The sequence below is a fragment of the Providencia sp. PROV200 genome (assembly GCF_049901995.1).
GTDB lineage: Bacteria > Pseudomonadota > Gammaproteobacteria > Enterobacterales > Enterobacteriaceae > Providencia > Providencia rettgeri_E.
Window position 1 is genome coordinate 1,545,529 of the sequence record NZ_CP096307.1, and the last position, 18,439, is coordinate 1,563,967.

17 protein-coding genes and 2 tRNA genes are annotated in these 18,439 nt (G+C 42.1%); 6 read left to right on the plus strand and 13 right to left on the minus strand.

The annotated features are described in order from the left end of the window. Positions 1-63: 63 nt before the first annotated feature. The gene (gene ttrS / locus M1E86_RS06995) at positions 64-1,821 is read right to left on the minus strand and encodes a tetrathionate respiration histidine kinase TtrS (RefSeq protein ID WP_213914105.1); all 1,758 of its coding nucleotides are present in this window, start codon (positions 1,819-1,821) and stop codon (positions 64-66) included. A gap of 254 nt (positions 1,822-2,075) precedes the next feature. Here ttrS and ttrB point away from each other — a divergent pair, with 254 nt between their 5' ends. Genes ttrB through ttrA form a run of 3 tightly spaced genes read left to right on the plus strand, consistent with a single transcriptional unit; the run spans position 2,076 to position 6,908 of the window. Next, on the plus strand, positions 2,076-2,813 hold the full coding sequence (gene ttrB, locus M1E86_RS07000; RefSeq protein WP_036957869.1) for a tetrathionate reductase subunit TtrB: 738 nt from the start codon (positions 2,076-2,078) through the stop codon (positions 2,811-2,813). Further along, on the plus strand, positions 2,795-3,841 hold the full coding sequence (ttrC, locus tag M1E86_RS07005; protein ID WP_413776249.1) for a tetrathionate reductase subunit TtrC: 1,047 nt from the start codon (positions 2,795-2,797) through the stop codon (positions 3,839-3,841). Before ttrB ends, ttrC begins: the two co-directional genes overlap by 19 nt. Beyond that, entirely contained in the window at positions 3,834-6,908 is a 3,075-nt protein-coding gene (ttrA, locus tag M1E86_RS07010; RefSeq protein WP_213914104.1) for a tetrathionate reductase subunit TtrA, read from the plus strand. Before ttrC ends, ttrA begins: the two co-directional genes overlap by 8 nt. A 186-nt stretch (positions 6,909-7,094) precedes the next feature. Here the strand turns inward: ttrA and M1E86_RS07015 are convergent, their stop codons facing one another. The 3 genes from M1E86_RS07015 to M1E86_RS07025 are packed head-to-tail and all read right to left on the minus strand — an operon-like array spanning position 7,095 to position 8,727. After that, entirely contained in the window at positions 7,095-7,370 is a 276-nt protein-coding gene (locus M1E86_RS07015) for a hypothetical protein (protein WP_426099321.1), read from the minus strand. Further along, the gene (locus M1E86_RS07020; protein WP_426099322.1) at positions 7,316-8,101 is read right to left on the minus strand and encodes a nickel/cobalt transporter; all 786 of its coding nucleotides are present in this window, start codon (positions 8,099-8,101) and stop codon (positions 7,316-7,318) included. The genes M1E86_RS07015 and M1E86_RS07020 overlap by 55 nt, the downstream gene beginning before the upstream one ends. Continuing rightward, positions 8,092-8,727, minus strand: a complete 636-nt coding sequence (locus M1E86_RS07025; protein WP_213914103.1) for a DUF1007 family protein — start codon at positions 8,725-8,727, stop codon at positions 8,092-8,094. Before M1E86_RS07025 ends, M1E86_RS07020 begins: the two co-directional genes overlap by 10 nt. A 261-nt stretch (positions 8,728-8,988) precedes the next feature. Here M1E86_RS07025 and M1E86_RS07030 point away from each other — a divergent pair, with 261 nt between their 5' ends. Both M1E86_RS07030 and M1E86_RS07035 read left to right on the plus strand, forming a co-directional pair. After that, positions 8,989-10,035, plus strand: a complete 1,047-nt coding sequence (locus M1E86_RS07030; RefSeq protein ID WP_213914102.1) for a rhodanese-related sulfurtransferase — start codon at positions 8,989-8,991, stop codon at positions 10,033-10,035. Positions 10,036-10,359: 324 nt separating this feature from the next. Continuing rightward, on the plus strand, positions 10,360-10,818 hold the full coding sequence (locus tag M1E86_RS07035; RefSeq protein ID WP_125890774.1) for an Hsp20 family protein: 459 nt from the start codon (positions 10,360-10,362) through the stop codon (positions 10,816-10,818). A gap of 143 nt (positions 10,819-10,961) precedes the next feature. On the opposite strand, the gene M1E86_RS07040 is transcribed toward M1E86_RS07035, so the two are convergent. From M1E86_RS07040 to M1E86_RS07075, 8 genes are all read right to left on the minus strand, one after another. Then, positions 10,962-11,555, minus strand: a complete 594-nt coding sequence (locus M1E86_RS07040; RefSeq protein WP_213914100.1) for a LuxR C-terminal-related transcriptional regulator — start codon at positions 11,553-11,555, stop codon at positions 10,962-10,964. A 208-nt stretch (positions 11,556-11,763) separates the two neighbouring features. Beyond that, a complete protein-coding gene (gene bssS, locus M1E86_RS07045) occupies positions 11,764-12,018 on the minus strand; it encodes a biofilm formation regulator BssS (protein WP_004909784.1) in 255 nt (84 codons plus the stop codon). A gap of 219 nt (positions 12,019-12,237) precedes the next feature. After that, positions 12,238-13,287 (minus strand): dihydroorotase, encoded by a 1,050-nt coding sequence (gene pyrC / locus M1E86_RS07050; protein ID WP_213914099.1) that lies wholly within the window; start codon positions 13,285-13,287, stop codon positions 12,238-12,240. A gap of 211 nt (positions 13,288-13,498) precedes the next feature. Continuing rightward, positions 13,499-13,574 (minus strand) — tRNA-Asn (locus M1E86_RS07055). Positions 13,575-13,834: 260 nt separating this feature from the next. Further along, the gene (locus M1E86_RS07060; protein WP_213914098.1) at positions 13,835-14,278 is read right to left on the minus strand and encodes a universal stress protein; all 444 of its coding nucleotides are present in this window, start codon (positions 14,276-14,278) and stop codon (positions 13,835-13,837) included. A 21-nt stretch (positions 14,279-14,299) separates the two neighbouring features. Then, positions 14,300-14,455: a siderophore-interacting protein gene (locus tag M1E86_RS07065; protein ID WP_248468136.1), complete on the minus strand. Its 156-nt coding sequence runs from the start codon at positions 14,453-14,455 to the stop codon at positions 14,300-14,302. Next, the gene (locus M1E86_RS07070) at positions 14,455-15,513 is read right to left on the minus strand and encodes an HlyD family secretion protein (RefSeq protein ID WP_213914097.1); all 1,059 of its coding nucleotides are present in this window, start codon (positions 15,511-15,513) and stop codon (positions 14,455-14,457) included. Before M1E86_RS07070 ends, M1E86_RS07065 begins: the two co-directional genes overlap by 1 nt. A 23-nt stretch (positions 15,514-15,536) precedes the next feature. Then, on the minus strand, positions 15,537-17,078 hold the full coding sequence (locus M1E86_RS07075; RefSeq protein ID WP_213914096.1) for an MFS transporter: 1,542 nt from the start codon (positions 17,076-17,078) through the stop codon (positions 15,537-15,539). Positions 17,079-17,231: 153 nt separating this feature from the next. Between M1E86_RS07075 and M1E86_RS07080 the strand changes: the two genes are divergently transcribed. Beyond that, positions 17,232-18,134, plus strand: a complete 903-nt coding sequence (locus tag M1E86_RS07080; RefSeq protein ID WP_125890780.1) for a LysR family transcriptional regulator — start codon at positions 17,232-17,234, stop codon at positions 18,132-18,134. 111 nt (positions 18,135-18,245) lie between these two features. Here M1E86_RS07080 and M1E86_RS07085 read toward each other — a convergent pair. After that, positions 18,246-18,321: transfer RNA gene (locus tag M1E86_RS07085), tRNA-Asn, on the minus strand. Positions 18,322-18,439 lie beyond the last annotated feature (118 nt).

Genomic DNA, 18,439 nt, shown 5'->3' on the forward strand with positions numbered 1-18,439 from the left:
CGTAATGAAGCCATTGTCACATATAGTTAATATGAATGTTATCAATTACGTGGCAAAACATGCTTAATCCTCGATTTTATTGTGATAATTGAAAATAAGAGTCACCATTAAGCCACGCAACCCATCATCACTCAGGTTGTTTTCGATACGAATATCCCCACCTTGGCTTTGGATCAAACGCTGGCAGATCACCAAACCCAACCCTAAACCTTCTTTTTTAGTCGTAGCAAATGGCGTGATACCTTGCTCTAATTGCTCGGAAGGCATTCCTCCCGCATTATCCTGCAGAACAAGTAAAAAATGCTGCTGTGAAAAATGAAACTCAAAACGCAGTAGGGTTGCGCCTGCCTGTAAACTGTTACTGATTAAATTGGAAAGCAATTGCTCAAGTAATGTGTCTGGCAACATCAGGGTGATGTCAGGGGTTTCAGGTAAAATTAACCTCGAATTGGGGTAGTGCTGGTCTGCGCGCAATAATTGCCAAATATGGTTAATAGCCTGTTTAACTGATTGTGGGCTTAATGCGACTGCGGGGTCATGGCCCGGTTTACCCGCCCAGAGACGTAAGTTACGAATAATGTCGGCCCCACGTTGAGCTTGGTCGTCGATTTTAGTTAATGCGCTAATTAATGGATGGCTTTCAGACTCTTTAGTCAGGCGTAGAATACACCCTTGGGCATAATGGCGGATTGCAGACAGCGGTTGGTTCAATTCATGGGCAAATCCAGAAGCCATTTCCCCCAAAATATTTAACCGCTGCGCCTTTTGTAAATTAGCTTCTTGCTCTCGTAAGCGGTCATGTGCTTCTTCTAATTGGCGGCTGCGGCGCCTGACCAAAAAGGCAATCCAAACATGGTTAATACCCAGTAAAACGAAAAATAAGGCGACAAGGCTGATAGTGATTTGGTTTTGAATCGTCCAACTGACGATATCCTGCCAAATCTGGCGCTGTTGTGGATGTTGGTTAACGTCTCTGAGCAAGGTTTCGACTTGAGTCACCGATGCTGGAGCTCCCCAACGCATAGCAGCGTTATCTGTTGATAATAATGTTTTGGTCACTTTGTCGACCAAATTGTCTGGAACTTCGCTTAAGGCGGCAAAAGACCAATTTGGATACAGTTCTGTGCTAGTTAAACAAGAGAGAGAGCTTGGATGTTGAATTAATGGGCGAAATTGTGTTTTATCAATCAACCCTTCGCTATGCATGTTTTCTAATAAACAGACAGGAACTATAGCAGCGGATAATGAATCATCACGCAGAGCGTATAATAATGCATCTGCAGGGAAGCCTAAAAATTGCATTTTAAAGTCTTTGGCTGCGTCGTATCCCATATCCCTTAACACTTTGTAACCTAACAAATAGCCACCAAAAGCATCAGGTGAAATTGCTCCGACTTTTTTGCCTATTAGGTTTTTAACGTCTGAAATATCACTATCTTTACGAACTAATATTAAGCTGCCAATAACATTACGCGTTGTGCTGTTGGGCTCCACGTCTGAGCGAAGGGAGAGCAACCAACGTAAATGATAGCGGTTATCTAACTGAATAAATTGGGCAGGGTTCGTCAGCAAAAAATCAATCTTACGATTGGAAATTGCCTCTTTCATCTCATCTAAATTGAGGGGCTGTAATGTAAAACGCTCCCCAGGAATTGATTCATTGAGTGTATCAATCAAAGGCTGCCAATGAGATTGAGTAGAGCTTGGGCCGCGTAAGGCTAATACCCCAATAGTCCATTGGGCCGAAATTGCCGGCAAAGACCACGCCAGTAGCATGATTAACAGTATGTGATACAACGGCCTAGACGATTTTTTTAACATATTTGAGTTATTCGTTGCGTTAGATCAATTTAGCTACGGGTATGTGGTAAACCACAATAGGGCAGTGGCTCCACTCTTCTTACAATGGCACTACAAGTTCTATCAAGGTAACCCAACGGGTTTAAAGAGAAATAACAATTTCAATGGTTATCTTAACGAGACTGTACCCATTGTCAATAACGCATGTAATACAAATAACATATTGATTAATAACTTTTATTTTCGCATTAGCAATGTCAATACTGGAGCCAATTATGGATCTGAGTAAACGAAAATTTCTACAACAAATTGGAGCCGTAACTGCAGGGGCATCATTAATTCCCATTGCAGAAGCAGGGCTCAATTTTTCCCCAACACGCCGAGAAGGCAACCCAGAAAAACGTTATGGAATGTTGATTGATTTGCGCCGCTGTATCGGTTGTCAGTCATGCACAGTAAGCTGCTCGGTTGAAAACCAAACGCCACAAGGTCAATTTAGAACGACAGTGAATCAATATCAAGTCGCAGTGAAAGGCGAAGAAGGGTTCACTAATGTGTTGTTACCCCGTTTATGTAACCACTGTGATAACCCGCCTTGTGTTCCGGTGTGTCCAGTTCAAGCGACTTTCCAGCGGGAGGACGGCATTGTTGTCGTTGATAACGAACGCTGTGTTGGCTGTGCTTATTGTGTGCAAGCCTGTCCATACGATGCGCGTTTTATCAACCACTCTACCCAAACTGCGGATAAATGCACATTCTGCGCTCACCGCTTAGAAGTGGGCTTATTGCCAGCTTGTGTTGAATCCTGTGTGGGTGGCGCACGTATTATTGGGGATTTAAAAGACCCTAACAGTACAATTCGTAAAATGCTGACGGAGCACGAGGCTGAAATCAAAGTACTCAAACCGGAAAGTGGCACCTTACCACAAGTTTTCTATATTGGTTTAGATGATGCATTCGTTCAGCCGCTGCAAGGCAAAGGGCAGCCCGCATTATGGCAGGAGGTGTTCTGATGAATGGCCAAGTGACTTATATTTCAGAAATTATGGCTCAGCCACAAGAGTTCTTCTGGCTTCCTTGGGCGGTACAATATTTCTTCTTCATTGGAATTGCGTCTTGTGCGGTACTGTACGCTTGCTATCTTCATTGGAGAAACAGACCTGAAAACAGCCGCTTAGAGATGATTGCTGTATTTATTGCTATCACGATGGGTATCACTGCACCGTTAGCATTAACCGCAGATTTACATCAAACCGCAAGGGTATGGCATTTCTACGCACATCCAACAATATGGTCTTGGATGTGGTGGGGTTCTGTGTTGCTACCATTATTCACCACATTTATTGGTTTATATTTTGTTGCATTAGTGGTGAAACTGATTTGGAAAAAAGAATTCAAAGCAACGCGTTGGGTTGCCTTGCTAGCCGCACTTTCAGCCATCGGCCTATTGTTATATACCGGCCGTGAAGCTTCAGTGTTAAATGCCCGTCCAATTTGGTATAGCTGGTGGATCCCAGTATTGATGTTCCTGAGTGCTCTGCAAGTCTTACCTGCTTTGATTAGTCTAGGTGCACGCCGTGAACCTCAATATCAAAACCGCTTAGCTCGCTTCCAAGTGGTGACATTATTGCTATTCGCTGTGTGTTTTGCGCTATGGCTCTCAGGTGATACCACCTCAGGTATTGCTGTACGCCAACAGTTAGATACTGCAAGCCCTGGGTGGTGGATGCTGATGGGCGTTTGTGCATTGTGGGTAATCACTTTTGCGATGTCCGTCAGTAATTTAAAAGTGACTCGCTCCATCCCATATATCACTGTTTTAGCCTTAGTTTCAATGGCTTTTGCTTGGACGTTACGTTGGATTTTCCTGATGGAAGTTCAGGCGGTTCCAAAATATAACATTATCGCCAACCCATACCATTTCCCATTGGGAACTGACGGACTACTAGCTATCGTCGGTACATTCGGTTTATGGATTGCGTTAACAATTATTGTTCGTGAAGGTGTTCGCTGGTTTGCGAGGAGAGTGCAACATGGCTAAATTCTCAAGACGTCAATGGCTTAAAGGTGGTTTGGTTGTCGGTGGTATCGCATTATTTGGTGCAAGCTACCGTGATGTTGCCAAACGTGCAGTCGATGGTCTGGTTAATGGTACGTCAGGTAAAGTCACTCTTGATCGCATCAATGGTAACTCGTTACGCCCTGAAGGACAGGCACTGAAAGGTTGGCAAGAAAACCCAGAACAAGTGGTTGCGATGACCCAGTGTTTTGGTTGTTGGACTCAGTGTGGTATTCGTGCTCGCGTCGATACAGCAAAAAATGAAGTGTTGCGTATCGCGGGGAACCCTTATCACCCACTTTCTCATGAAGAGCACTTTCCTTATGGTATGCCGCTGAAAACCGCATTTAATAAAATGAGCGGGGAGTCAGGCCTTGAGCACCGCTCTACTGCCTGTGCTCGCGGTGCGACGTTAATGGAAGGCTTAACAAGCCCATTGCGTATTCTTGAGCCGATGAAACGTGTGGGTAAACGTGGAGAAGGTAAATGGGAGCGCATCAGCTTTGAACAATTAATTAAAGAAGTGGTTGAAGGGGGCGATTTATTTGGTGAGGGGCATGTGGATGGCTTACGGGCAATTCGTGACTTAGAAACGCCTTTAGACCCATCTCAACCTAAATTGGGGCCAAAAGCGAACCAATTATTAGTGACCAACGCAGGTGATGACGGCCGTGATGGTTTTATCCGCCGCTTTGCCCAAAATGCTTTCGGTAGTAAAAACTTCGGTGCCCACGGTTCTTATTGTGGACTGGCTTACCGTGCGGGTTCCGGTGCATTAATGGATGATTTAGACAAAAATGCCCACGTTAAACCCGATTGGGATAATGTTCGTTTCGCGCTATTCCTCGGCACATCGCCTGCGCAATCAGGTAACCCATTTAAGCGCCAAGGCCGACAGTTAGCGACAGCGCGTTTGCGCGATTCATTTAATTATGTGGTGGTTTCACCTGCATTACCATTAACAACGACTTTAGCGAATGACCACGGTCACTGGGTCCCCGTACAACCGGGCACTGATGCCGCGCTAGTGATGGGGATGATCCGTTGGATCATCGAAAACGAACGTTACAATGCAAAATACCTCAGCGTGCCAAGTGAAAAATCCATGGAAGCAGCGGGGGAGAAAAGCTGGACTAACTCAACCCATTTAGTGATTACGGATGATAACCATCCATTAGCTGGCAAATTGTTAATTTCTTCTTATATCACAGGGGAAGGTGACAATGAGAAAGCCTATTTAGTGCAAGATGCTGCGGGTGAGTTAAAACTGGCGGATGAAGCCCCTACAGCTGAGCTGTTTGTGACACGCCAAGTGACCTTGCACGATGGCAGTGAAGTGACCGTAAAATCCAGCTTCCAGTGTTTAAAAGAAGCGGCAAACCGTATGACGTTGGAAGAGTACAGCCAGCGTTGCCATGTTCCAGTAAAAACTATTGAATCACTCGGTAAAGCATTAACTTCTTACGATAGAAAAGCTGCGGTTATCTCCCATGGCGGTATGATGGGCGGTAATGGTTTCTACACCGCATGGTCAGTTATCATGCTTAACGCCTTGATTGGTAACTTAAACTTAAAAGGCGGTGTCTCTGTTGGTGGCGGTAAATTCAACGGGGAAAACGATGGACCACGTTATAAAATTGCCAGCTATAAAGGTAAAGTGAAACCTAAAGGTGTGGTGTTATCGCGCAGTAATGAAGTGTATGAAAAGTCCGATGAATTCAAAGCGCGCCAAGCAGCAGGAGAAAACCCATATCCAGCGAAAGCGCCTTGGTACCCGTTTGCTAAAGGTCAACTGACCGAGCAACTAGCATCTGCCTTGATGGGATACCCCTACGCACTGAAAGCGTGGATCACCAATATGACTAACCCTGTATACGGTATTGCTGGTATTCGTCAGGTGATGGAAGAAAAACTGAAAGACCCAAAACATTTACCGTTGATTATTGGTATTGATGCCTTTATGAATGAAACCACGGCATTAGCCGATTATATTGTGCCAGATACCCATAACTTCGAGAGTTGGGGGTTCAGCGCACCTTGGTCTGGTGTGCAGGTTAAAGCCAGTACGGCACGTTGGCCAATTGTGGAGTCACGTACAGCGAAAACTGCGGATGGCCAGCCAGTTTCGATGGAAAGTTTCTGTATCGCTGTAGCGAAAGAACTTAATTTACCCGGCTTTGGCGATAACGTGATTGAGGACATGGATGGCAACATGCATTCACTCAATACAGCGGAAGACTATTACTTAAGAGTGGCTGCCAATATGGCATGGTTAGGGGAAAAACCAGTCCCTGAAGCCGCAACAGAAGATATCCAAATCAGTGGCGTGGAGCGCATTTTACCGGCTATTACGCGGACTTTAAAACCGGAAGAAGTGCGTCGTGTTGCCTATATTTTCACACGCGGTGGCCGTTTTGCACCTTATGAAAAAGCATGGGATGGCGATGCAACAGGCCCTCAGTGGAAAAAAGGCCTACAAATATGGAACCCAACGGTGGCCGTTAATCGCCATGCCATAACCGGTGAACGTTATAGCGGTTGCCCGACGTATTACCCGCCTCGTATGGCGAATGGGGATGATGTGAATGCGGTATTCCCAGAAAAAGAGTGGCCGCTGAAACTGATGTCATTTAAATCCCACGTCATGAGCAGCTCAACGACTGTTATTGAACGTTTACGCCATGTGAAACCGACCAATCTAGTTGCTATCCACCCTGATGATGCAGCGAGAATGGGGGTAAAACATGGAGATTGGATCCGCATCACCACACCGGGTGGCCATGCTGAAGCCCAAGTGAGCGTGCTTGATGGCGTAATGCCGGGTGTGCTAGCAATTGAGCATGGCTATGGGCACACAGAGATGGGGGCGAAGCAGCATTACCTTGATGGCCAGCCAATGCCAATGAATGCGGCAAATGGCTCAGGAATTAACTTAAACGACCTTGGGTTCGCTGACCCGACACGTGAAGTTGCAAACACGTGGTTAGATTGGGTTTCGGGGGCATCGGTACGCCAAGGCTTACCAGCTCGTATTGAGTTAATTGGTTAAATGAAGTAGTAAGGATGGTGAGTGATGAGGACCTGCATAGCTTCATCATTAGCCATCTGGTAGTTGGCAATAAAATTGGACGTTGTAATAAGTAGTAAGCAGTTGACATTGCGCATAAAACGGTGTGTTACTGCACCGTTACTTCGGCAAATGCCTGGGAGGGGGAGCCCTCCCTTTTTTAATGGTTTACCGCAACAGTGGGGAAACCGATTGTTCTAAGCCAATACTTTGTAGCATCAGAACCCCCATCAAAACGAATAAAATACCCGCCAAAATTTTTAGTGTGATTGCCCAATAAGGGGAAAGAGACTTTCCTTTTAAGCGTGATACGCGAACCGCATTATCACGCATTAAATGAACAAAAAGAGCAATTAAACAAATAGTTAATGCTGTCCCCATTGCCATCGCTAAGGCTGCGATAACTCCCCATGCATATACTTCAATGACATAAGAAAACAGCAAAACAAGATTTCTCCAGAGCAAGGACGGATCCCCATCGATAGGATAATCAATAACTTGCTTTTAAAACTAGATTGTAATTGATGGGATTGGATAACGTGCTGATGACCACAGTCACAGTTGTGCGAGACATTATGGGGCTGAGTTTTAATTATTGCCTTACTTGCTGAATTCAATGGCTGAATGCTTTTTATTGTGAGTGATGCCAAATGATTTGATTTGCGTATTAGCCAGACACGACGTATAGCGGAGATGCATAAATAGCTACCCAGCAAAATGACAAATAGATAACTGGTTTGCTCTGCATATAAACTGGCTTGGTTGAGATGCTTAGTAGAGAGTTGGAATAGGATCAGGACTAAGGAAACTAAAGTGATCGCAACAAGTCCTTGTAAGAGCGAAGCTAATAAACTAATGATAACACTCTGTTTTAAATGAGTCGCTTGGGTGGCAATATAAGTAGTGATAATTAATTTGCCATGTCCCGGGCCAAGTGCATGTAAAAAACCATACGCAAAACTAGCAACCACCAGTAACCCGCCTGCATACCATGGGCGAGAGGTGGTTTCTTGTAATAGGTAAGATAGCCCTTGGTTTAACTGTTTTTGCCAAGCTAGGCTAAGTTGTAACCATGAGCCCCAGTGGGTGTATAGCTGCCAAGCGGCATAGGTAATAAGCCCCATAAACAGCGCAGTAATTATTAGTCTTTGCGTACGTAAAGGCATTATGGACATTGAATATCAACCCGTTGTGCAAATTGTTTGCCAAGTGCCAAATCTTCTTCTGGGCTATCATTTTTGTCTAAAGAGAAAGCGTAGGCGCGCATTGAGTCGGTGACATTTGCTTCTTGTAGTTCCATCTGGCAATTTGCGGCAATATCCAAAGGCAGGTGAATTTGCTGTTTATTTGGGTAAGTCATGCTGACGTAGAACGTTGGGTCGTAAGTTTGAATTTCTACATGGGAACCTGCAATAGGCAAGGGCTGCATAAAGGAAGCGCTAAAGAAAAAAACTAAAGAAAAGCCTTCTTTTTCTAAATGATAGCTATCAGGAATACGTTTAAAGCTGACTTTCTTTCCTTGATAATAAAAGTCAGTGAAATAATCCTGCATCAACACATTCGCCATAATAATAGCTTCTTGCTGTTTCCAACGCGGGTCATCCGGTTTGATGCCTTTTAATTCATATGCGATATCCGCTGATGTCATTGGGTCCATTTTCCAAACATAGCTAATCCCTGAATATTTATCTTGTTTACTTTCAAGGGAAATTTGCATCTCAATAAAACTATGAGGGTGTGCCGCTGCGTGTGGAGCAACGATAAACAGAAATAAAAAATAAAAAGGAAAAAATCGCATCATTCAGTCAGCTAAATTGTTTTATCAAAAAAATGTTATAACATAACGAAGTGAAAACTAAAAAGAAAAATATCCGCTAATGATTGAAAATGGTATCTAAACGATTGGTTAATATTTCCATCACAATAACCCTGCAAATAAAGGGTTTTTTATTAACAAAATAACAGCGATAATATTTAATAATGGCCAAGTGTGGACACTTCGTGGACACCATTCGATTTTTAGCTTTAGAAATTAACTCGTTACAAAGGAAAAGAGAACACCATGCCAGTGTTACACAACCAAGTTTCAAATAAAATTTTAAAAGAGCGTATGTTGGCTGAAACGGAGCCCCGTACCACAATCTCTTTTTATAAGTATTTTAATATTCAAGACCCAAACGCATTTCGTAATCAATGGTATCAACAATTTAAAGCATTAAGCGTTTTTGGACGTGTTTATATTGCGAAAGAGGGTATTAACGCGCAAATCAGTGTGCCTGAATCTAATGTGGACGCATTGCGCGAACTAATCTATGCAACAGATCCTGCATTAGAAAACCTACGTTTAAATATTGCCATTGATGATGACGGTAAATCGTTCTGGGTGCTGCGCATGAAGGTCCGTGAACGTGTGGTGGCTGACGGTATTGATGACGAAACATTTAACCCTGCAAATACGGGGCAATATCTAAAAGCTCATGAAGTGAATGAGATGATTGATGACCCAAATACTGTTTTCGTTGATATGCGAAATCATTATGAGTATGAAGTCGGGCGTTTTGATAATGCCATTGAAATACCGTCAGATACGTTTAGAGAGCAACTGCCAATGGCGGTTGAAATGCTGCAAGAACAAAAAGACAAAAACGTTGTAATGTATTGTACTGGTGGGATCCGTTGTGAAAAAGCCAGTGCCTATATGCTGCATAACGGCTTCAAAAATGTCTATCATGTCGAAGGTGGGATTATTGAATACGCACGTAAGGCGAAAGAACAAGGCCTACCTTTACGGTTCAAAGGGAAAAACTTTGTTTTTGACAACCGCATGGGGGAGCGCATTACAGAGGACACATTAGCACAATGTCACCAATGTGGGGCACCTTGTGATGCACATACAAATTGCCGTAACGATGGTTGCCATTTGCTGTTTATCCAATGTCCTAATTGCGCAGAAAAGTATGAAGGTTGCTGCAGTCTATCTTGCACAGAAGAAATGAAACTTCCAGAGCAAGAACAACGCGCACGTCGTGCAGGCCGCGAAGTCAGCAATAAAATCTTTAATAAATCACGGCACCGCTTATCTGATGGGTTATTAAATAAAGATAACTAATTATTAATATTCCCGATAATGAGACAACTCTGCAATTAAGGGCGGGGTAGATCAAGATAATGAATTGAAATAAACAGTTATTTTATTCGATGTCATCATGTTACTTATACCCCCATGTATTTCGTATGAAATTCATGGGTTTTTTTATGGTTTACAACAAATTACGCATTTTTGTAAAGAAGTGTAAAACAGGGCTTGAAATACGAATTATCGGCACTATATAAGAATTGCACCAAGAGAAAGCATTATCCCATACTAGGTTTATAATTAATGGTGCAGAGTCGTATATGTTTAGCTTGATATTAAAATACTGAAGGAGAAATTATGTCTAACATTAGATCTTTTTCATTATTCCCAACATTATCCGATAGCCTACTTTCTAACAGATTTGACCAAATGGATCGCTTGTTTAGCCAACTAACAGGTAACAGGCCGTTAACTTCAGAACATCCATACAATTTAAAACAAATAAATGAAACAAGCTATCAATTAACTGTAAGTGTTCCAGGTTATAAGGAAGAGGATTTAAATGTATCCTTAAAAGGTGGGAAATTGTATATTCAAGGTGAGCAATCAGCGGAATTAGTTGATGATTCTGAGAAATGGATCCATCAAGGAATAACGCAAAATAAGTTTTCACTTGAATTTAACCTTGGTAAAAATGTGAAGATTAAAAGCGCTGGATTAACTAGTGGATTACTAACTCTGGATATTGAATACGAAATTCCAGAAGAAGAGAAACCTCAAGTAATAGCTATTGAAAATAAAGATATAAAATCATAGTGTTATAAATTTAAACCATCAGCGATTGAAGTTAGTTCATAAAGTTGAATGCCGTTACTGAACGGTTAGTAAGGCCTGATTTCGCTTTTAAAGCGGAGTCAGGCCTTTTAACGTTTGTTTAGTCGATTTAAATTAGATTGTTTTTAATATAAATATTTAAATACATTATATATAAAAAATAACTCAATTCTATTTTTGACGAAAACTTTAGAAGCAATATGCCTTTTTTGTGAATAAACAGTACTGTTACTGATCCCTAACTTTCGAGAAATAATATGATTAGGGGTCTCATTCATCCAGTTATTAATAATTTTTTGTTCTTTAATTGTAAAAATGGATGATTCTATATTATTAGCAAGCTTGGTGATTTTTTCGATTTGCTCATGGTCTCGGATAACTTTATCAAGTGTTTGAGTAATAATGCTTTTTGATAGGATGAAATAATTATCCTTTAATAGTAATGGGTTGTTTGTTTGTGGGTAAGGGGCATTTATATAAATATAGAACCGTGTATTATTCGCATTGTTTAATAACTTCTGTAGGACAGGGCAGTAATTAGAGTAATTACAATAGTATGTTAGATTCACCAATATAATACTTGGTAATTGTGTATTTATAAAACCTATGGCTTCCTTTATACATCCTGTGCTAATAAATTCGAGCTTTTTATTTTTGGATAAGTATTCTGTAATGCCAAGACGTGTATAATAACATTCATCAATAACTAATATTCGCATTGGAACATCCTTGTTCGAGAAGATATCTTACAATAAATTGGAATTGATAGATAAGTCAACCAAGGATTAATAAAAATAATAAATAGTGTTCTTATTTGCAATTGCAAATTATTAATCAATTGATTAGGTAATTATATAAGGATATATAATTACCTTCATGAATATATAAATAAATGGATATTAGTAACACTAATATCCATTTATTTCCCTAGTGTGTTTTAAAACCAAGCTCGACATATTCTCCTGACTCGATTTTATCTACGCCAGCTTGCAGAATATGAATGAGTTGTTTCGCCACATCAGTTGTTAGCCACATGGTTTTATCCACAATAGCGTCGCCTGTGTGTTTATCTTGTTCAGGGAGGTAGTGCAAACGCAACATCATAGCGTCGTAATCATCGACAGTGCTGATGTCCCAGCCAACTACTGGGTGGGTTTGAATGACATCATTTTTTTTATTCATATAAACCTCCTAATCAAACATCGTGATAAATAATAAATATCTATAACTGACTAAGAGCAATGATCTCGTGATGAGTCCACTTTAGTATAAGGAGACTTCGCTAATAAGAAAGCAAATAAAACATTTTTTTTGCTTATATAGCAGAAAATGCATAAAACAGATAACAAGGGTTGAAAAAACAGAATGGGAAGCATCTTGAACTTCCCATTGGCGTGTTCACTACTGACCTAGAGAGATTGTCCAGCGAGCATCTTCCCCGGCTAAGAAAGGAACTAACTTATCATTACAGCAGTCAATAGATTCACAAATGATATTTTGTTCTTTAGTTAGCGTGATGGTGCCTTCATTCACAGGTAAATTATAGAATTTAGGACCATTTAATGAACAAAAAGCTTCGAAATGGGCCAAAGCCCCAAGCTCTTCAAAAACACTTGCGTAAGCCGCTAATGCCGTGGGGGCGTTAAAGACCCCTGCACAACCGCAGGAGGACTCTTTACGTGACTGTATGTGCGGTGCAGTATCGGTACCAAGAAAGAAACGGCCACACCCCGAAGCAACAGCTGTGCGTAGTGCTTCTTGGTGCACGTTACGTTTCAAAATAGGCAAACAAAATAAATGCGGTCTGATGCCACCAACTAACATGTGGTTACGATTAAACATTAAATGTTGAGGTGTTAAAGTTGCAGCTGTAAATTCATTGGCTTCTTGGACATATTGAGCCGCTTCTTTGGTTGTTATGTGTTCAAGAACAATTTTCAATTTTGGAAACTGTGCCCGTAGTGGCAACATAACTTGTTCAATAAACAATGCTTCTCGGTCAAAGATATCGATATGGCTTGCAGTGATTTCACCATGAATAAGCAGTGGCATTCCTGCCTCTTCCATTGCCGCTAATACCGGGTAAATTTTTTTAATATCGGATACGCCATGGCTAGAATTAGTTGTTGCATTAGCCGGGTAGAGCTTACAGGCGGTAAACACGCCTTCGTTAAAGCCACGAATGACTTCAGTAGGATTTGTGCTATCCGTAAGGTAGCAGGTCATTAAAGGGGTAAATTGGTGCCCCTTAGGAACCGCGTTTAGAATGCGCTCCCGGTATGCTTTTGCGGCTTCAATCGTTGTGATTGGCGGAACTAAATTCGGCATGACAATTGCACGGCCAAAAAATTCACTGGTATAGGGAACGACCGTTTTTAACATATCATCATCGCGAAAATGAACATGCCAATCATCAGGGCGGCGGATCGTTAGGGTAGTTACAGTTGTCATTAAACCGGCTCCATAAGGGAAGAGTGAATGATGAGCGAGTGCTCAAGCCGGAATAGAATGATAAAGGTAAAGTGAAAAAATAGCTATGAGAAATCGCGATTATAGCGTATTTGAGAGGCTGATCGCGCAAATGGCGTAAATAGGTTATTTATTCAGGTCGTTAATAGCAAAAAACCTGCTTAAGTTTCCTTAAGCAGGTTTCTCTAAATTTTGGCTCCTCCAGCTGGACTCGAACCAGCGACATACGGATTAACAGTCCGCCGTTCTACCGACTGAACTATGGAGGAACTCCTTGGTACGCAGAGGATATTAGCTTTCTCTTATTGTATTGTCAAAGGAGAATAACGAAAAAAACGTTTGTTTGCCTGTTATCTGCACGAACTGTCGTAAGTTTGATCGAAAATAGGCTGGTGGTGATAAATCAAAGCGATATATTAACGAAAAGCGTGCCATAAATCTGTGTTGATGGGCTGTATATTATTGTGATTTTAGTGGCTAACCGCAGCTAACCACTGGGTAATAGCTGGATATCATTTACCGGAAATATCTACAGTGGAATGACGAGAACGGGTTGGGTGATATCGTCGAGTAAACTACGAGTCACCGAGGTATTAAGCCAGCGTCCAAGTGAAGAAATATGACGATGAGAAATAATTAATAACTCGCAATTATACTTTTCCATTTTTTTTGGGATGGTATTGATCGGTGTACCCGCCGCGAGTAGCCCTTCGGCTTTAAACCCCATGTTGTTTAAGGCGGCTGTGACTTCTTTTACCTGTTTTTCTGCCAAAGCTTCTTCTTTTTGCGCGGCAGGGTATTCATTCCACTCATCACTCTCTTTAGTTAATCCAGTACGACTTAGTGCAAAGGAATTATCAATAACAGTTAATACAATGACATTGCTGACACAGCCAGCCATACGTTGCATAAAGCTAAGGGCATTACTGCTATTTTCAAAGCTGTCGACCGCTAACAATACATTATTAATCATGATTATTTCCTAATAAGCGACCTAAATAGCGCTCTTAAAGTTAGATTCCCCTTTCTTCCAATACCCTTTGGCAAACAGTGAGGTTTTGGGGATCATTCGTTCATTGATAAATTTAAAACAACCCACCATTCGGTGGGCAAAGTCGCTGAGTTTTGTGTGGAGCCCAGTTTTGTTCATCAGTGGCTCCCATCCCGTGTATTAATGGTGACATCTGCGGACATGCCCACTCGCAGCGCATTCATCATCGCAGCATGGTCGGTGTTGTTATCAAAAATAATCTTTACAGGTATGCGCTGTACAATTTTAGTAAAATTACCTGTCGCATTTTCCGGAGCTATGGGGGAGAAACTCACACCAGACGCCGGCGCAATACTATCGACATAACCTTTCAATATTTGCCCTGGGAAGGTATCGATACTGATATCAACGACTTGGCCGTGAGTAATATTTTCCAATTGAGTTTCTTGATAATTCGCGATGATGTAGAGCTTGTTTTGGGGAACAATGGCCATTAAAGCATCACCTGGCTTGACAAACTCACCGACACGCAAACTTTTTTTACCAATGACACCACTAATAGGTGCAGTAATACGGGTATAGGAGAGGTTAAGCTCGGCCATCGCTTTTTTAGCTTGGGCCAACGTCAACTCAGCATTGCTATCGGCCTGTTTTGCTTCTAAAATTTGTAACATATTTTGGGCGGCTTTTAATGATGCTTCGGCTTGTGCAACACTTGCCGTCATTGTTTGCACGCGTGTCGTTGCTTGTTGCGCAGCTTGTTGTGAACCAGCACCGGTATTGGCCATTTTGTGGTAGCGAATTTTTTCTTGGTGCGCAAATTGCAGTTCAGCTTTAGCAGATTGTAGTTGGGCTTCTGCGGCAGCGATCAAGGCTTGCTGACGAGTTAAATTGGCTTTTGCGTCATCTTGACGTGCGCGAGCAGATTGCTCTTGTGCAGCGGCTTGAGAAAGTGCAACAGTGAATTCTCTAGGGTCAATGACGGCTAATAATTCACCTTCTTTGACCCATTGGTTATCTTGTACAAGGACTTCGGTCACTACGCCTGAAATTTGTGGTGAAATACGTGAGATATCTGCACGGATATAAGCATCATTGGTATTTTGAGCGTTTTTTTTAATCGCGAACTTATTAATTAATAACCCTCCCATCAAAACAGCAATAGCGGTGATAGCCAGAGCGACATTTTTATTAATTTTTAATTTGATCTTACTCATTCTAATTTCCTGATAATCAATAACTAAACAGCGGCAACAGACCGCGGTGGGTAAATACGAGTTGGCATCACTAAAATCAGCCCGGTTAATAACAGTGCTAAACCAGAAACCAGCAAATACAGGTCAGAGCTAGCTAAAACATGTCCTTGGCTTGAGGCGAGTTTAGTGAGCTCGCCAATAGAGTTTGTAGCAGTATCGCGATAAGTACTGCCGTAGCTGTCAGCAATCACGCCCGAATGGAAATCGCCACGCTGGCGGCTAAACAGGGCGATTGCTCCCCCAGCAGCCGTTGCTGCAAACCCTTTAACGGCATTAAACCAAGCCGCAGCAAAGGGGCCATCAGTAGGTAATAATCCACCAGTTGCCATCATCAATAGCGGAATGACGGCCATGGGTTGGGCTACGGCTTGTAAGAGGGAAATCAATCTAAAATTATCGCCATTCCAATCAGGGGTTAGCTGCGATGCGAGAACACAAGCGGTCGCCATCAAAAGCAAACTCATGGCGAGCACCCAACGGCAATCAACTTTTGGGGTATTACAAATAATGGCAACGATAGGGAGCGTAATGAGCTGTGGGAGTGATACCCATAGCATCATGTCTGAGGTTTGTTCTAAGCGATACCCTTGAATAGCCGATAAATAGCCAGAGGTAATATTCACCAAAGAAACCATAATCAATAATACACCACCAAGGGTGATTAATGAGAATGACAAGTTTCGTTTGCCAAGTAATTGTAAATTGAAAAAGGGTAATGGGTGATACCACTCGTTTATCAAAAACAGGGCTAATAGGCCAAGGCCACCAATTAATAAAACATAAATTAATGATGAATTTAACCAATCAAGGCGCTCTCCTTGGGAAATCCCTACGGTGAGCATGGCAAGTGCACTTCCGCCCAGAAGTAAACCTCGCCAGTTAAACTGTTTGAGTCGTTCTAAACGTAAAGGGTCTTGTGGCAAACCAAAGCCAATACAGATGGTGGCTATCGCCATGAGTGGTAAATTCCAATAAAAATATCCACTCCACCCCCAGTGAAAGGCAAAAGCGGCTGCAGTGACACCAAAAGTCGCACTCCACGCAGAAACCCAACCATAAGCCCCTAAACCTAAAACTTTAATAAGTGGAGGCATAAAACGCAGCACTACCGTCATTAACATCGGGGGGAGAGCACCGCCAGCAAAGCCCTGTAAACTACGTATTGTCAATAGAAGGGCATAATGGTTTCCAAGCCATGGTGTAATTAACCCACCAATCAGATAAATAGAACACATAACAAGTGCGACACGACGTAGTGAGAACGTCGGCCAAAAGCAAGGTGTAAATCCCGAGCCAATTACAAAACCGGTTACATAACAAGTGATTAGCCAACTTCCAGTATCGATATTTAATGCCATTGCGCCCTGAATATCGCCTAGAGCGAATTTACTGGCGTTTTCTCCCACGCCACTCGCCATTACCGCTAAAAAAACACCAAATAGCCCCATCCATGTGCGACCACTGATCTCGTTCGCGCTGGCTATCCATTTGTTTTTTTTGGGTTGTGTGATAGACGCATCAACCATTTCAAACTCCTGCTATTTAAAAATTTGTTCTGTCATTTTTCAGCAGTAGTATCTAAACTTTATTTAATTGTTTAAAATGAAATGATGTAATTAAACTATTGCATAAAACGCAATCCACTAATAAGGAGGACTGCTAAGGGGCGAGGAGGGTAAATGCCACAAAAAATTGATTTCAATTTGATTTATGCGTTGAATTTATTGTTGGAAGAGGGAAGTGTAGGAGGAGCAGCCGAAAAAATGAACCTGAGCGCTCCTGCCATGAGCCGAATTTTAGGGAGAATTCGTGAGCAATTTAATGACCCGATCCTAGTCAGGGCGGGGCGTAAATTAGTACCCACGCCGAGAGCATTAGAACTAAAAGAACAACTTAGCCATATTATTGCTCAAGCGGAAGCGCTAATAGATCCTGACGAGTTATTCAATCCAAAAACATTAGAAAGAACATTTGTTATTCGTGCGAATGATATTTTCATTGGTGCTTTAGGTGGCGGGTTATTAGAAAAACTGAGGGAGCTGGCACCACAAAGCCGTTTAGTTTTTATTGCAGAAAGTGATACAGAAGATGATTCTTTGCGTAGTGGTAAGGTAGACTTGGTTATCGGTTCTTCTCGAGATTGGCACCCTGAAATTAAAGCTCAGAGCTTATTTACTAGCACTTTTCAGGCGTTAGTTCGCCCTGGGCATCCGATTATCGGGCAGGTGACGCCTGAAAGTTTAACCCATTACCCGCATATTAGCGTATCACGGAGAGGGCGAACGTTAGGGCCAATTGATGACGCATTACGGGATCTTCAATTACAGCGTAATGTTGTATTAACCTTACCTAGCTTTCATTCAGCCATGATGCTAACAATGAATTCTGATTATATTTTGCCGCTTCCTCGTCATGTGCTACAAGGGGTCAAGAGTGTGAATTTGCCATTAGTTGAAATTGAACTTCCTTTAGAGTTGGAATCGATATTTATTGTGCAGGCATGGCATCCAAGATTGGATCGGGACCCTGCGCATCAATGGTTACGCCAGACGATCAAACAGTTTTTTTTAGAGAAAGAATAGGCATTTATTTTATGGTGGGAACACTTGTATTTGCCGTAAATAAAGTAATGCTAAGAAGAGTAACTTTCAGCTAGAGAGCAAAAAGCCCGCATTAAGCGGGCTTTTAAAATTTGGCTCCTCCAGCTGGACTTGAACCAGCGACATACGGATTAACAGTCCGCCGTTCTACCGACTGAACTATGGAGGAATTGCTTTGTTCCTGAGAACGAGGCGCATATTACCCATCCTGTTCACTGTTGTAAAGTATAAAAATGAAAAAAATAGCCAAGTGAGTGTTAAGTAATCGATTTGGTGATTATCTATCC

Coding starts and splice junctions, on each gene's coding strand:
- ttrS (WP_213914105.1), bottom strand. CDS start 1,821: ATGTTAAAAAAATCGTCTAGGCCGTTGTATCACATACTGTTAATCATG.
- ttrB (WP_036957869.1), top strand. CDS start 2,076: ATGGATCTGAGTAAACGAAAATTTCTACAACAAATTGGAGCCGTAACT.
- ttrC (WP_413776249.1), top strand. CDS start 2,795: ATGGCAGGAGGTGTTCTGATGAATGGCCAAGTGACTTATATTTCAGAA.
- ttrA (WP_213914104.1), top strand. CDS start 3,834: ATGGCTAAATTCTCAAGACGTCAATGGCTTAAAGGTGGTTTGGTTGTC.
- M1E86_RS07020 (WP_426099322.1), bottom strand. CDS start 8,101: ATGTCCATAATGCCTTTACGTACGCAAAGACTAATAATTACTGCGCTG.
- M1E86_RS07025 (WP_213914103.1), bottom strand. CDS start 8,727: ATGATGCGATTTTTTCCTTTTTATTTTTTATTTCTGTTTATCGTTGCT.
- M1E86_RS07030 (WP_213914102.1), top strand. CDS start 8,989: ATGCCAGTGTTACACAACCAAGTTTCAAATAAAATTTTAAAAGAGCGT.
- M1E86_RS07035 (WP_125890774.1), top strand. CDS start 10,360: ATGTCTAACATTAGATCTTTTTCATTATTCCCAACATTATCCGATAGC.
- M1E86_RS07040 (WP_213914100.1), bottom strand. CDS start 11,555: ATGCGAATATTAGTTATTGATGAATGTTATTATACACGTCTTGGCATT.
- bssS (WP_004909784.1), bottom strand. CDS start 12,018: ATGAATAAAAAAAATGATGTCATTCAAACCCACCCAGTAGTTGGCTGG.
- pyrC (WP_213914099.1), bottom strand. CDS start 13,287: ATGACAACTGTAACTACCCTAACGATCCGCCGCCCTGATGATTGGCAT.
- M1E86_RS07060 (WP_213914098.1), bottom strand. CDS start 14,278: ATGATTAATAATGTATTGTTAGCGGTCGACAGCTTTGAAAATAGCAGT.
- M1E86_RS07065 (WP_248468136.1), bottom strand. CDS start 14,455: ATGAACAAAACTGGGCTCCACACAAAACTCAGCGACTTTGCCCACCGA.
- M1E86_RS07070 (WP_213914097.1), bottom strand. CDS start 15,513: ATGAGTAAGATCAAATTAAAAATTAATAAAAATGTCGCTCTGGCTATC.
- M1E86_RS07075 (WP_213914096.1), bottom strand. CDS start 17,078: ATGGTTGATGCGTCTATCACACAACCCAAAAAAAACAAATGGATAGCC.
- M1E86_RS07080 (WP_125890780.1), top strand. CDS start 17,232: ATGCCACAAAAAATTGATTTCAATTTGATTTATGCGTTGAATTTATTG.